The following is a 12,873-nucleotide window of genomic DNA, read 5'->3' as shown; positions in this document are numbered from 1 at the left end:
GGGCGTTAAAATGAATGGTGATGGAGATATTACGATTTGGCAGGTTTTTTGGATGATTGTAGCCGTTGTGCCGGCCAGTAAATTTATCAGAGAGATTTTTATGAAGCTGATAGCCCGTGTTGGGGGCATCAATGAGGAGTCCTTGGTTGGAAAAGGGCTGGGTTTACTATCCCTGGCAGCATTAACCACGGGGAAAAAAGGGATGCCCGCTTCCCTGCCGGGAGGGGCCCTTTCACTTGTCAACGGAGACGTGCTAACTGGAGAAAGTGGTGGCATAAACAGCCCAACTGGAGGCGGGGGAGGAGTTCCTTTTATCCCGCCGTCCCTGCCCGGCATTTCTCAAAATCAAGGAAGCCTTTCCGGGATAAATCCAACACCAATGATAAGTTCGTCTCCAATGGTCGCTCCTAGTGCTTCAACTCCGGCTGCCAATACCTCTGTGGCCACCGATTCGAGATTAGATTTACCTTCCGGTTACGCACAAAGGGACTCCGGGATGCTAGTGCCAACAGATTATAAAGAAACTCAGGCGGTCGGCCCGACCCCCTCTACAGATATAGGCAGATCCACCATGGTCAACCCTATGCAACAGACCCTTCAGGGAAAAGGAATTGAAAGGGCGGGAAGGGCGGGTTATGCTTCCGGTTTTGTTTCAAGTTTAGGGATTCCCCAGATGGCTCCGGCACTTGGGGCTGGAATGGCGGCGGGGGGAAGAGGGGCCTACACTGCCACTGCCATGACCGCCGGCTTGGCAAAGGAAACGTTTTCACAGCTTAAAGAGGGACATGGACTGGATTCCTTTGGGAATGCCGTCAAAAACTACACCGGCCAGGATTCTCTATCCGGAGGGTTATCCGCCATGACCGGTTCGATGATCGGATCAACCTTTGGATCTCATTCGGCCATGAGCTTGGGGAATCATTTTTCCGGCGCTGCCGAAAAGATTTTTACACCGGATTATAGGATGGATTGGCATAATCCGTTATTAAAAAGCGAGGAAGATTAATCTTTCTCGTTTTTCTTTTTAGGGAGGCTTTCCGGTAGAGGCGCTGGATTGCTGCGGAATGAGCCTCTAAGATACCTCACCTCTAGATGGTGGGGTATTTTTTAGTAGAACAATGAAAGGACCGATGCCATGGATGAAAGGAATCTTGAGAAAGTCTTTTTAGTCGCAGGAAAAACTGCGGCTAAAAAGCTGGCAAAAAAATTTTGGGTTCTCATATTACCGTATCTTCCGGTCATCTTATTTGGCTTTTTTATTTTCTTTATGATTTGCTGGCTGATTGCCGCCGTTTACTCCGCCTTCCCCATCGTTACGAAAGATAAGAAAAACCCGATACTTGCGGGAGTTTATGAGAGTGAACAGGATAAAGAACTCCACGATAAGTATGTAAAATTAGCAAACCAATACAATGTTGTTGATACCTGGATCGTTTCTGGAGAATCATCCGTAAATAAGCCCCACTATCCGGGAAAGGGAACCTATTTAGGGGCGTTAAATGACCGATACAATCATGACGAGGAATTAAAGCTGCAATGGGGAAATATTCATGCCGCCTGCCTTTACAAGGCGTATAGTTTAAACTTGACTGAAATCTCAAAGGACCTTCCGGAAGACTCGGCCAGGAAGCTGCATCCGTATTTTTATTACAAAGAATCCGAAATTATAACTACAACCACCAATGAAGACGGAGAATCCGAAACCACTAGAAGATTGGTTTATTTGCTGGTGGAAGCCTACACCATCCAGGGTCACTATCAATATCATTATAAATGGGTGACAGAGACTAGAGGCAACACAACTATAACCTATGAACAATTAGAGGACACCCTGCAGATTTTGCCTAATAAGTGGCAGAGGCTGGAGAATTTTATATTGCAGGAATACAAAATTAATCAGGATTCCAACGACCTGGCCCTGGCCAGGGAGGGAGTCTGGGAAGCAGGAATTGCGTTTAATGAATATAAAGAATGGCTGGCCTGGCTGAAGGAAAATGACTTAATGGGCAAATACTTATCCCAGTCCATGATTCCTTCGGAACTTATTCCGTTTTTCAAAGAAGCGGAAGAGAAATATGGCATCCCCTGGTGGTTCCTGGCAGCCATTGCCTATAAGGAATCTTCATTTAATCCCAAGGCAGAAAACACAGAAACAAAATGCTTTGGATTAATGCAGGTATCCCCGAGTAATTGGCAGGTTTATGCTGCCAGATTAGGCTTTGATCCGGAGCTGCATAAAGAGAATCCCCGGGCCCAGATTCTTGTCGGGGCCTACATGCTTCGGGAGTTGGGTTTTAAGAATGTGGACTGGCAGGGAGACTGGAAAGAACAATCGCTGCCCATACTGATCCATTATGGAGGCTTTGTGGAGGTTCCGAGCAACTTAAAAAATAAATATAGCTCTGTAGAAGAATGGTGCCGGGCGGTTTATGCCTCTAAAATTTGGGATTATGCCGAACAGTTTAAGAAAGAAACCCTGTGGCCGGTACCGGGTTACACGGCGATTCGCTCTCCTTTCGATTTAAACCGTCTGCATCCTACTAAAAAAGTGGTCCTCCCACACTATGGGATTGACATTGCTGCACCGATGGGAGCCACAGTGATATCAGTGTCTGCTGGAGAGGTTACGCGTGCGGGATGGGAAAATCCAAATAATCATAAACAAGGTTATGGCTTATATGTAACAATCCGGGATGAAAATTATTTATATAAATATGCACATCTCAGCCAAATCAATGTCAAGCTTCATCAAAAAATACAAGTTGGTGATATAGTAGGTAAAGTAGGTAGTACAGGTGATTCTACCGGACCTCATCTACACTTTGAAGTGAGGGATTTATCCCAGGGAGGGCCTTCAGGTCTGCCCATTGACCCCTTGTTGAAATTATATGGCAATTAAAAAAGCAAGAGTCAGGTTATAGGACCTGGCTCTTTATATTTGGAGGTGACATTCATGAAAGTCTTGTTAGCAACCGGTCATGAAGAGTTGGATGGTGTATTGAAAGAGATGATCCCTAAGCAGGGGATCGAAGTGGTAGGGACTTGCCTAAACCGCATCGTTCTCAGCGAAGTGGCCAAAGAATTGGACGCCGACACCATCATTCTCTCGGGGCTGTTAAAGGGCGATGCTGAGTATGATTTAATTACCCTGGTTAAAAAATTGAGGGAAGAAGGAATTAGAGTCGTTGTACTTCCGGGTTCTCTTGACATGGAGAAAACGAAGCAATTGGTGACATCGCTGGTTCCCTACGGGGTTTATGACTATGTTTTTGATGAACTTACGCCAGGGGATATCATAGAAAGATTAAAAAACCCTGCGGTTCCCAAAGATATCCCCAATGCGTTGGTACGTGCAGCCATGGAACAACAAAGTGTAAGCCAGGAAGTAAGTCGGCAAGTTGAAAACCAGTTGCAAATACAGAAACGCATCAAAACAAAATTGGCAAATAAGCAGCAGAGTTTAAAAAGTAGAAACAGCCTTAATGATTCTCCGCCAACCGATACGATTCTTCTGGCTACGGGTGATGAAGCAATAAACGAATCCATAGCCACTTCAATATCCAGCCATACGGTAATGGTTGACAACCGGGAAAGCTTATTACCAATGACCGAGAGATACCAACCCGGTATGGTGATCTTATCTCCTTTGCTGCCGGGAGACATCGACATCCTGGAGGTAGTGTACCAAGTCCGGCAAGTAAGCAAGAATATTATTTTCATTGCCGGCCAAACGCCTTCCACCGACATAACCTTGTTAAGGATTAAAGAGCTCCAGGTTGAGGTGCTGACAGGGGAAATTAGTATTGGCACCATTCTGCAGACGCTGTTTAAAGCAACGGGGGCCACGGAGAAGGAGTATTCCTTGTCGGATGATGAGCCGGATGAAGAGGAAGACGGGGGGGAAGGGTCCCTTAGTAAATTTGCCCGGGCCGGAACAGAAATGGTAAAGAACCTATCGTCAAGCATTTCAGTATCAAAAATTGCCTTAAAGCGAAAAAAAACAACCGTCAATGATAAGGTTGTAGCGGTGGTATCGCCCGTTTCAACCGGTAAAACTTTCATTGCGGTAAACTTGGCCACAACCCTGGCGCAGATGGGCTTTAGAGTGGTGCTGGTGGACGGTGAGGTACTGCAGCAATCAACACACACCTGGCTCAATGTCTCCCAGGATGAAAAGGGCATCATTGACGCCATGGAAACGGACGATCCATTAACTTGTTCCTATCAGCACCCGATGTTGTCTAATTTATATGTGCTAAACAAAGATCCGTTTAGTGATTCTCCTTTTTTAGGTCTTAAGTCCATGATTAGAATTCTAAATTCCCTTAACGAAAGTGACGAAGTTGATGTAATTATTATCGACACATACCGCAATATGGCGGAGCCCTTCACAAAGGCAATCATCGAAACCGCCTCGCAGGTAATCCTGGTTGCTGATCTTGATTTCAGCCATCTTACTAAAATGCAGGCTGACTTAGATAAAATGGAGAATTCCCTGGACTTTAATAAGTTCAGCCTACTGGTGAACCGGGTGGTGGATAGTGATTATCTAGGGGTCTCGGATGCTGAAAAGGCCACCGGTTTACAGGCCGACGGAGTGATCCCGGAGAGAACCAAAGAAGTCCTGGAAAGCATCAAAAATGGTATACCGGCAGCCCTATTCTGCCCGGAGATTAAAATGGCATTTGGAGATTTTTGGAGTCGTAGGGAACAAGAGCTTCAGGCCTTAGCTTAAGGTGGCTGATTATGAAGTTAAAACACGGATTTGACTTACTTGCTCTCTTAGGGATTGGAGCTTTAATCAGTGCATCCGTTCTATTTGTTATGGACAACAAGTGGATTGCTGGTATTGGATTCCTGCTGTTATTACTCCAGATACTTCTTTTGCTGGTGTTAAAGAAGCTTTTTTTAAAAGACTGTGCGCTCCTGATGGCGTCCATCAAATCACCGGATACCACAAGGAATGAAGGCTATCAGTTTCAGGACGTTGCTTCAATAAATGACAGAATGAATCATTTAAAGATAAGTATCATTTCCCAACTTGAAAAAGAAAGGAAAACGCTGGGAACACTGGCGGATAAGTTTTATAATGCAAAGACCCAATCCATCAAGGACCCGTTGACACAAGTCTATAACAGACGATTTTTAGAGGATAAAGTTGAATTTCTTATTAAGGGAGGACAACCTTTTGGAGTAATCTTTTTAGACATAGATCACTTTAAAAAGGTGAATGACAATTATGGCCATGATGCCGGGGACCTGGTACTAAAAACACTGGCCCATCGAATAGGGGAGGGAATACGTCCGGGAGATATTCTTGCCAGATATGGTGGAGAAGAATTTGTTATCGTGGCTGATAAACTCAACAGCAAAGGCCAAGCTCTTAATCTAGCTGAAAGAGTAAGGTTTATGGCGGCGAGTAAACCAATTGAAATAGGTGAATTACAACTAAGCATTACCATTAGCCTTGGCGCTACGGTTTTTGTAAATGGGGATTCGATGGACAAAGTATTTAAAAGGGCGGATCAAGCGTTATATCAGGCAAAGGAGACGGGGAGAAATAAGGCTGTTTTCGGCTGAGCTCCTGTTAACCCTCGTTGTTTCGTTAACTAATCGCGGGTAATTGAAAACCTCTGAAATTGTTAGCGCAATTTCAGAGGTTCTAGGAAAACCCCGGTAGATCGAGGCACACGAGCCGTATACTTAGTATGGTATTCCACCTATATTTTCTGAAAATAATTTGCGAATGTCAAGAGACAATAAGTAAATATTTACCATATAAAACCAATCTATATAGATTGGTTTTTTGCTTTATAGGGGGATTTTCTTCGGGATATGAGTCAATAACCCCAAGGATATCAGTAATTGAAGTCATCCTAGTTAAATTCTATTCTGAGAGGAGGTCACGTTTTAATGCCAAAATGTATGACTACAACTCTGAAAAACCTATCTTCTTTTATCCCCTCTGATGAACCAATTATCGTCATTGAGGATATTTCAGAATTAGTAGCTTATAAGGAATGAAAAAACTCACCTTTGACAGTGTATTCTATTTACTATATTATAAGAATATGTAAGATGAGTAAGAGGAGGTAAGCCGTGTACACTGTCAAAATATCTTCAAAGGGGCAAATCGTAATCCCCGCAGAAGCAAGAAAGAAGCTAAACATAAAAGAGGGAGATACCCTGGCCGTTTCTGTTGAAGACGGGAGAATCATACTTAAAACCAGACCGGCAAAAATTAAAAAAGGCATTGTGGAACAGACTTTTGGACTTTTGTCAGATATAGACTATGATTTTAAGGAACATGTCAATCAGATCCGCAAGGATTCTGGAAGAAGGTTTGATGTCTGATGAAAGTAATTTTTGACACCAATATTATCATTGACCATTTAAAACGACTTCCACAAGCCCAGGAGCAGCTTCGGCACGTTGAAAACGGCGTATATGAAGGATACGTTTCTACGATTACCATTATGGAACTTTTATCGGCCCCTAGAATTTCAGAGGAACGTCATGAAAAGATCAGAAGTTTATTGGAGATTTTTGAACACATTCCTGTAGATCGAAAGATTGCAGCTGCAGCCGGAAAACTGTTATCCACCTACCATGCTTCACATGGGTTAAATGCCATGGATGCCCTGATTGCAGCCACAGCCCTGGTCCATGAGTCCGTTCTGTTTACGCTGAATAAAAAGCACTTTAGATTCATCGAAGGATTGGTTAGCATTAATCCATATTTAGCAGAAGATCAAGGCTAACTGTAGCGCATCATTACCGGCAAATAAGCCGGTTTTGTATTTTTATAAGGATAAAAAGATTTACCAAAAAGGAGGTCGTTTGAAAATATTTCCATAAAATGGACTAATCTGCTGGACATAGCTATCCAATAATGATAGAATACAGAAAAACAGTAAAACTGTAAAAACAGCGAGGCGGTGTTTTGTTATGGAAAACAAAGCGATGATTCAGCAAGTACAAAAAAGAATGATTATCAGCATAAACAATCCTGCTAAAAAATTGGGAATTAAAGAAGGAGATTACGTTAAAATCGAGATTGATGAAGAAAAGAAAGAGCTACGCATATCTCCGGTAGATTGGCATGATAAGGATCAAGACTATTTTTGGACCGAAGCTTGGCAACAAAAAGTAAAACAGAGTCTGAAGGATCTGGAGGAAGGACGTGTTAAATCTCACGGCAGTATGGATGATTTGATAAAGGAGTTAGAAGATGCCGAAAATACTAAGAACGGATAAGTTTGTAGAAGAATTTTTACATCTTGATTCAAAGGAAAAAAAGCAAGTCATTAAGACTTTGCAACTTCTTGAGAGTAATCCCCGGCATCCCTCCTTGCAGGTTCATCGAATTAAAGGTACTGCTCTATGGGAGGCTTATGCGAATAAGGATATCAGGGTCATTTATGAGCAAACAGGGGACACATTGCTCCTTCTGGTTTGTGGCCACCACGATCTCTTAAAAAGATATTAGTGAAAACTGAATTATTTATTTAAATATTATTCAACCTCCTCTTGCATTAAAAAATAGGGTTTAGTAAAATATGAGTAAGGAAAATTCCTTACTCATAGAGAGGAGAATACTTACTTGGCAGACAAAATAACTTCGACAATTACTTCTAAAAATCAAACAACTGTTCCTTCGGAAGTACGGTTCTACCTGCAGTTAACGGTCGGGGATACAATAGAATATTTCCTTCATGAACAAGGTGTACTGATTAAAAAAGCGGTTCGTGATGATGAAATTGATTGTCCTAACTGCTGTGGTACCGGACGATGTAAAATTGAAAAGGGAGCTGATTTTGGATGAAAAAAATTGGAGTTGGGTTTTTGACCGGCTGCTTGGCCCTGGCCCTGGCCACCGGCGCTTTGGCCGAGCAGAAAGAACAGGTCAACGTGTACGAAAATAATAACCTGGTGAAAAGCGTGGTCTTCATTGAAGGCAGGGGCGAATACTTTGTGGATGGCCAAACTCCCGGAGTGAAAATGGATGCCGCGCCGTACATCAGCCAGGACAGAACCTTCGTCCCGGTGCGCTTCCTGGGTAACGCCCTGGGTGTCACCAATGAAAACATTTTTTGGGATACGGAGACCAGCAAGGCAAAGCTGGTGCTGGGCAGCCGGTCCGCTGAGCTGACCATCGGAAAGAAAGAACTGCTGGCCGGCGACCAGGCCAAGACCATGGATGTGGCGCCGGAACTGAAAAACGCCCGTACTTATCTCCCAGCCCGGTTTGTGGCGGAGGCCCTGGGCTACCAGGTGGACTTCATTGACGGTTTAGTGGTCTGTTATCCGGAAGGAACGGAGAAGCCGGATGTCTCGGCAGTGAAGCAGTATCTGCAGGAGCAGCAGCCGCAGCAAGGCGAGACATACAACCTGAACGGCTTTACGGTACCTGTGAAACCCGAGACTGAGATTTTAATCGATGATGATAAGGAAAATAAGGTTGAAATAAATCTTGCTATCATCGTTCCCAACCGGGATGTTCAGGCCCAGTGTGATGAAGCAGAAGAAATTTTGGCCAGTAAGTTCGGAAGTGAGTTTGCTAAACAAGTGGTGGACGTGGCCAGGACAAAAACACAACAGCTCGCAGCTCTTGACAAGAAATTTACCGGACCCAATGGCGAAACTATATGGGTTATTTCTAGCTATGGTGGTACTCGAACCAGTATTACTATTTGGAGTAAGGGGGCTTATTAATGCGTAAAATAAGCTTGCTTTTCACAATAATATTTGTATTTAGTATGGCCGGTTCTGCAATAGCAAAACCGGCCAATATTATAGAAGCATTGGATAAAGCCAATGAGGACATTCGGGCTAAAAATGACGGCGCTGCTTATTTCTTCTCTCAAAACACCGATGGTAAACCAATCAACGAGGCAAACTGGTCAAAGAATAGTCTTTTCAGCTATGGAGCCCCCCAGGAAGCTTCGCCCGGCAGTAATGATTTTGATCCTATAACCAAGCAGTATCGCTATCATGGCTACACTATGAATGGCGAAAAATACACGAACACCTTTTTTAGAAACGACACCACGGACATTGTTAATATCAATAGTTCAAATTGGATTTTAAGGCCATGGAGAAATCCTGCTGTGCAAAAGTTTGTCACTAATACAATGAAGGAACCGCCATTAGATCCTAAAAACCCCTTCAACAACGACCCGGATTTGTTAGAATCCATTAACCTGGGCTTTGAAAACCTAAAGGACTACAACCCCTACATCCGGTTCCAACGAGACGGAAAACAATGGCAACAATATGTACACGTTTTACAGCCGCCCACTGAATATACATTCGGAATGGGACGGCTGTTTCGTTTGGTGGGAGGCCAGATGCGCTACCTGACCATTCCATTGCCCCCATTATCCTTATTAAAAACCGAAATACCTGACTTTTCCGTCAGCCTGGAAGTGGACCGGTTCAAAAATGTTGAACCGGGAGACAAAATCACCTCCACCGTGACCTATACCCTCAACCCGGACCATCCCCAGCCGGAAAAAGCCTGGCTGCGGCTGCATCATGTGGTCAGCGGGGTCGAATACCCCATCACCCTGGAACCACTTGAACCGCAAGACACCCCGGACCCGGATGGATTTCTCACCTTTCAGCCCGGGGAAAGCAAAACCTACCGGTATACCTTCACCGTACAGGATCAGCCGAGCAAAATCCTGGCCCGCATCAACCCGGTAGATATTGATCAAGACCAAGACTGGTCCAACAACCGGGACGAAGCCTGGATAACCACGGACAACCTTTGGGTGGAGATCATCGACTACACCAAAGAAGCCCAGATTGGCGGGACCGCCTCGGTGAAGGCAAGAATCCATAACGATACCGGGGAACTGCTCACCACCCGCCTGGTGTGGAAAGTCAACGGCGTGATCATGAAAGATATTTCCAACTATGACCTGATCGGATCCCTGGATGACACCCTGACCTTTACCATGCCGGGTGATGCAGCCATCGTAACCGTAGAAATCAACCCGGACCGGGATAGACCCTCCGACGAACGGAGCTACGACGATAACCGGGACAGTTGTACCGTCAACCCCCTGGCGGTGGTCATTCCCCCGGATAAAGAGTCATCCAGCCTAAAGATAAGTATCAGTGCACCGTCTAAAGTGGATGCATTTAAACAATGGTCCTATACCATCACCGTGACCACCGACTACCCGCCCCCGCCGCCGCCTGCCGATGGCGAAAAAGACCCGCCGCCACCGCCCACCATCACCATGAACATGAGCGCAAGCGGCCAAACGGCCGATACAAGCGTGGGCTACCAGTATTGGAATAACGGCTACCAGAAGATCGACCCGGTAAAAAAGACCGATCAAAAAGTCTTCAGTGCGGGGTGGGGAAAAAACCCCCACACCTTTAAATACACCTATCCAGCCACGGGATTATGGGGAAAACCGGTGACCGTGACAATCAAGGCCGACGCCACCAGCAGCAAGGGCCAAAGCGCCAGGGACTCCGCCACGGTTACCATTAACCCCTGGCCTATACCGAATCAAGAGCTTCAGTTAACTTATTAAACGAGGACAAACGGTAATGAATTTCTTACGTTTCGTAAGAAATTCATTGGATACCGGAAGAACCTGCGGGCCCTCCTGACTTTTCCGTCACCTTGATTGGCTGTGGAGAAAGAAGGTTTAGTGAAGAAAAGGGACTGTAGTTATGATAGATGAGCATATAAATTTGATCTTAAAAAAGGTAGATATAAAGGAATGAATTAGTTTAATTAAATAATAGAAATTATTTGCGGAAGTTAAAGGGATTTGGTAAAATTAACTTGAGGTGATATTGAATGGCCTATCAACCCCGGTACGATTTTACCAATGAATTAGTAAACCTGCTTTCTAAAATTGAATATTTTCGCGGCCTCGTAACCAGCAAAACCTTGCCGTTGCATATCTCGGAAAAGCTGAAAGAAAGAGCTAAAATTAAAAGTACTCACTATTCCACCTTTATTGAAGGGAATCCACTAACCCTGCATGAGGTAGAAGAAGTAGTTAACCGACGACCGGATCAATCGGATAGCTACCACATGCAGGAAGTGCGGAACTATTGGCGGGCGTTATCCTTTTTAAATAAAGCCAAACTCAAAAAGCTACCCGTAACGGAAGAGTTTATTAAGAAGCTCCACAGAATTATTGAAGTTCGGGGCCCCGGCAGAAGAGGAAAAATGAGCGAATATCGGGGGGCAACCCCTCCGGGAGTCCTTTTCTGCGTGAGAGATAATACTACGGGCGCTGTGGAATATATCCCCCCCTATTGGGAAGATATCCCGGGTTTAATGAAGGGTCTGGTAGGATGGATCAAAAGAGAGGAAACCTTACCGGTTCCGATTAAAGCAGCAATTGCAGCCTATCAATTGGTTACCATTCACCCCTTTGACGATGGTAACGGTCGGGTGGCCAGAGCGTTGGCTTTATATATCCTCATGCTTCATGGATATGATTTAAATGGCTATTTTACGGTCGAAGAAAATTATGCCAAGGACCTCCAAACTTACTATAACAGCCTACAAATGGGATTGCCGGTTTCTTACTACGAAGGACGAAATACTCCCAACTTAACCCCTTGGATTACCTTTTTTTTAACCACCATGGCGGAGGCATTTGAAGACATCGCCCAGTCAGCGATACGGCTACATGAAGCCTCTGAAGGAAAGCTTCTCGAACTTTCTAAAAAGGAAATTGAATTGCTGCAACTGGCTTTACGCTTTGAAGGCCGCCTGCTCTCATTAGAACTAATGGCAGAATGGTTTCTGGTTAGTAAAAGGACGATTCAGGAATGGGTTAAGGATTGGGTAGAAATAGGACTGCTGGAACCGGCCACGGGAACCAAACGGGTTACTTCTTATAAGATCGGTGAGCGATATAAAGATTTGAGATTAAGCGATATTAGTTAAGCTTCTCTGTTGTAGAGGTTATGTAAAATTAAAAAGGGAGCTGATTCTGATTGAAAAAACTTGGAGTTGGGTTTTTGACCGGCTGCTTGGCCCTGGCCCTGGCCACCGGCGCTTTGGCCGAGCAGAAAGAACAGGTCAACGTGTATGAAAATAATAACCTGGTGAGAAGCGTGGTCTTCATCGAAGGCCGGAGTGAATACTTTGTGGATGGGAACACTCCCGGAGTGAAAATGGATGCAGCGCCGTACATCAGCCAGGACAGGACCTTCGTACCGGTACGCTTCCTGGGCAACGCCCTGGGTGTCACCAATGAAAACATTTTTTGGGATACGGAGACCAGCAAGGCAAAGCTGGTGCTGGGCAGCCGGTCCGCCGAGCTGACCATCGGAAAGAAAGAACTGCTGGCCGGCAGCCAGGCCACGACCATGGATGTGGCGCCGGAACTGAAAAACGCCCGCACTTATCTGCCGGCGCGTTTTGTGGCGGAGGCCCTGGGCTATCAGGTGGACTTCATTGACGGTTTGGTGGTCTGTTATCCGGAAGGAACGGAGAAGCCGGATGTCTCGGCAATGAAGCAGTATCTGCAGGAGCAGCAGCCGCAGCAAGGAGAGACTTACGACCTGAACGGGTATACGGTGCCGGTAAAGCCGAAGACGGAGATTTTGATTGAGGATAGTCCTCGTAGCAATATTGAGATGGCTATTACTATTATTATCCCCAACCGTGATGTGGCGAAACAATGTGATGAGGCAGAGCAAATCTTAGCTAGTAAACTGGGTAATGATTTCGCCAAACAGGTAGTGGATGTGGCAAGGACAAAGACAGCACAATTAGTACAGCTGGATAAAAAATTTACTGGTCCCAACGGTGAAACGGTAAGGGTTATTTCTAGCTATAGTGGTACTCGGACCAGCATCACTATTTGGAGTAAGGGGGCGTAA

Annotated in this window: 13 protein-coding genes; all 13 read left to right on the top strand. The window is 45.0% G+C overall.

The window, feature by feature from the left end; translation table 11 throughout:
• The first annotated feature begins 10 nt into the window (after positions 1-10).
• The 13 genes from DESRU_RS19070 to DESRU_RS19010 all read left to right on the top strand — a co-directional run bounded on the left by DESRU_RS19070 (position 11) and on the right by DESRU_RS19010 (position 12,873).
• Entirely contained in the window at positions 11-1,006 is a 996-nt protein-coding gene (locus tag DESRU_RS19070) for a hypothetical protein (protein WP_013843734.1), read from the top strand.
• Positions 1,007-1,135: 129 nt separating this feature from the next.
• The gene (locus DESRU_RS19065) at positions 1,136-2,899 is read left to right on the top strand and encodes a M23 family metallopeptidase (RefSeq protein ID WP_013843733.1); all 1,764 of its coding nucleotides are present in this window, start codon (positions 1,136-1,138) and stop codon (positions 2,897-2,899) included.
• 54 nt (positions 2,900-2,953) lie between these two features.
• Positions 2,954-4,735: a CpaE/TadZ family protein gene (locus DESRU_RS19060; protein ID WP_013843732.1), complete on the top strand. Its 1,782-nt coding sequence runs from the start codon at positions 2,954-2,956 to the stop codon at positions 4,733-4,735.
• Between the two features lie 11 nt (positions 4,736-4,746).
• A complete protein-coding gene (locus DESRU_RS19055; RefSeq protein WP_013843731.1) occupies positions 4,747-5,580 on the top strand; it encodes a GGDEF domain-containing protein in 834 nt (277 codons plus the stop codon).
• Positions 5,581-6,099: 519 nt separating this feature from the next.
• Positions 6,100-6,354, top strand: a complete 255-nt coding sequence (locus DESRU_RS19050; protein ID WP_013843729.1) for an AbrB/MazE/SpoVT family DNA-binding domain-containing protein — start codon at positions 6,100-6,102, stop codon at positions 6,352-6,354.
• A complete protein-coding gene (locus DESRU_RS19045) occupies positions 6,354-6,761 on the top strand; it encodes a type II toxin-antitoxin system VapC family toxin (RefSeq protein WP_013843728.1) in 408 nt (135 codons plus the stop codon). The genes DESRU_RS19050 and DESRU_RS19045 overlap by 1 nt, the downstream gene beginning before the upstream one ends.
• A 187-nt stretch (positions 6,762-6,948) precedes the next feature.
• Complete coding sequence (locus tag DESRU_RS19040) at positions 6,949-7,257, top strand: transcriptional regulator (protein ID WP_013843727.1); 309 nt, start codon at positions 6,949-6,951, stop codon at positions 7,255-7,257.
• Complete coding sequence (locus DESRU_RS19035) at positions 7,232-7,489, top strand: type II toxin-antitoxin system RelE/ParE family toxin (RefSeq protein ID WP_013843726.1); 258 nt, start codon at positions 7,232-7,234, stop codon at positions 7,487-7,489. Before DESRU_RS19040 ends, DESRU_RS19035 begins: the two co-directional genes overlap by 26 nt.
• Positions 7,490-7,603: 114 nt before the next feature.
• Entirely contained in the window at positions 7,604-7,825 is a 222-nt protein-coding gene (locus tag DESRU_RS19030) for an AbrB/MazE/SpoVT family DNA-binding domain-containing protein (protein WP_013843725.1), read from the top strand.
• The gene (locus DESRU_RS19025) at positions 7,822-8,715 is read left to right on the top strand and encodes a stalk domain-containing protein (RefSeq protein WP_013843724.1); all 894 of its coding nucleotides are present in this window, start codon (positions 7,822-7,824) and stop codon (positions 8,713-8,715) included. The genes DESRU_RS19030 and DESRU_RS19025 overlap by 4 nt, the downstream gene beginning before the upstream one ends.
• On the top strand, positions 8,715-10,553 hold the full coding sequence (locus tag DESRU_RS19020; protein WP_013843723.1) for an Athe_2463 domain-containing protein: 1,839 nt from the start codon (positions 8,715-8,717) through the stop codon (positions 10,551-10,553). The genes DESRU_RS19025 and DESRU_RS19020 overlap by 1 nt, the downstream gene beginning before the upstream one ends.
• Positions 10,554-10,825: 272 nt before the next feature.
• A complete protein-coding gene (locus DESRU_RS19015) occupies positions 10,826-11,932 on the top strand; it encodes a Fic family protein (protein ID WP_013843722.1) in 1,107 nt (368 codons plus the stop codon).
• A 50-nt stretch (positions 11,933-11,982) separates the two neighbouring features.
• Positions 11,983-12,873: a stalk domain-containing protein gene (locus DESRU_RS19010; RefSeq protein ID WP_013843721.1), complete on the top strand. Its 891-nt coding sequence runs from the start codon at positions 11,983-11,985 to the stop codon at positions 12,871-12,873.

Origin of the sequence: Desulforamulus ruminis DSM 2154 (assembly GCF_000215085.1) — a bacterium.
Taxonomy (GTDB): Bacteria; Bacillota; Desulfotomaculia; order Desulfotomaculales; family Desulfotomaculaceae; genus Desulfotomaculum; species Desulfotomaculum ruminis.
Note: the sequence above shows the minus strand (reverse complement) of the source record. Positions and strands in the feature narration are given on the sequence as shown.

Bases quoted from the DNA above. Each gene is read 5' to 3' on its own strand.
- DESRU_RS19045 (WP_013843728.1), top strand. From the start codon at position 6,354: ATGAAAGTAATTTTTGACACCAATATTATCATTGACCATTTAAAACGA.
- DESRU_RS19070 (WP_013843734.1), top strand. From the start codon at position 11: ATGAATGGTGATGGAGATATTACGATTTGGCAGGTTTTTTGGATGATT.
- DESRU_RS19020 (WP_013843723.1), top strand. From the start codon at position 8,715: ATGCGTAAAATAAGCTTGCTTTTCACAATAATATTTGTATTTAGTATG.
- DESRU_RS19040 (WP_013843727.1), top strand. From the start codon at position 6,949: ATGGAAAACAAAGCGATGATTCAGCAAGTACAAAAAAGAATGATTATC.
- DESRU_RS19055 (WP_013843731.1), top strand. From the start codon at position 4,747: ATGAAGTTAAAACACGGATTTGACTTACTTGCTCTCTTAGGGATTGGA.
- DESRU_RS19025 (WP_013843724.1), top strand. From the start codon at position 7,822: ATGAAAAAAATTGGAGTTGGGTTTTTGACCGGCTGCTTGGCCCTGGCC.
- DESRU_RS19060 (WP_013843732.1), top strand. From the start codon at position 2,954: ATGAAAGTCTTGTTAGCAACCGGTCATGAAGAGTTGGATGGTGTATTG.
- DESRU_RS19065 (WP_013843733.1), top strand. From the start codon at position 1,136: ATGGATGAAAGGAATCTTGAGAAAGTCTTTTTAGTCGCAGGAAAAACT.
- DESRU_RS19015 (WP_013843722.1), top strand. From the start codon at position 10,826: ATGGCCTATCAACCCCGGTACGATTTTACCAATGAATTAGTAAACCTG.
- DESRU_RS19035 (WP_013843726.1), top strand. From the start codon at position 7,232: ATGCCGAAAATACTAAGAACGGATAAGTTTGTAGAAGAATTTTTACAT.